Raw genomic sequence first — 1003 nt, 5'->3', positions numbered from 1 at the left:
TCGTGGTCGTGCGGTGTTTGTGTTTCCGGGGCAGGGTTCGCAGTGGGTGGGGATGGCGTCGGGGTTGTGGGGTGTGTCTTCGGTGTTTCGTGAGTCGATGGTGGCCTGTGGTGAGGCGTTGGGGCCGTTTGTGGATTGGGAGTTTGAGGCGGCGCTGGATGATGAGTCGCTGCTTGGGCGTGTTGATGTGGTGCAGCCGGTGTTGTGGGCGGTGATGGTGTCGCTTGCGGCGGTGTGGCGTTCGTATGGTGTGGAGCCTGCTGCGGTGGTGGGGCATTCGCAGGGTGAGATTGCGGCGGCTGTGGTGTCGGGTGCGCTGTCGCTTGAGGATGGTGCGCGGGTGGTGGCGTTGCGGTCGAGGTCTCTTGTGGCGTTGGCGGGGAGGGGTGGGATGGTTTCTGTTCCGCTGCCGGTGGGTGAGGTGGTTCTTCCCGAGGGTGTGTCGGTCGCGGCGGTTAATGGTCCCCGTTCTGTTGTGGTGTCGGGTGATCCGGAGGGGCTTGAGAGGGTTCTTGCTACGGTGGAGCGTTCCCGTCGGATCAGTGTGGATTATTCGTCGCATTCGGCGCATGTGGAGTCGTTGCGGGAGGAGATTCTTGAGGTTTTGGCGCCGGTCAGTCCGTGTGCGGGGGTTGTCCCGTTCTATTCGGCTTTGACGGGTGGGGAGTTTGACGCGTCGGGTCTTGATGCGGCGTATTGGTATGAGAATCTGCGTAATACGGTGCGGTTTGAGAGGGCTACTCGCGCGCTGCTGGCGGATGGCTTTGGGGTGTTTGTTGAGGTTTCCGCGCATCCGGTGCTCGGTATTGCGTTGCGTGAGACGGTTGAGGAGACCGACGCGGTTGTTCTTGGCACTCTGCGCCGTGGTGATGGTGGTATGGAGCGCCTTTTGCTGTCGCTGGGTGAGGCGTTTGTTCATGGCGTTCCGGTTGACTGGGGTATCGAGGGTCGCCATGTCGACCTGCCGACCTACCCGTTCCAGCGCCAGCGCTACTGGCCCGAG

Annotated in this window: 1 protein-coding gene; it reads left to right on the top strand. The window is 62.2% G+C overall.

Annotation, left to right across the window (positions count from 1 at the left end; genetic code table 11):
- Positions 1 to 1003, top strand: a 1003-nt coding sequence (locus DEH69_RS11995; protein ID WP_113686937.1) for an acyltransferase domain-containing protein, incomplete at both ends; no start/stop codon positions are given.

The sequence above is a fragment of the Streptomyces sp. PT12 genome (assembly GCF_003311645.1).
GTDB lineage: Bacteria > Actinomycetota > Actinomycetes > Streptomycetales > Streptomycetaceae > Streptomyces.
The sequence above is the reverse complement of the archived record's forward strand: the minus strand, read 5'-3'. Positions and strand labels throughout refer to the sequence as shown.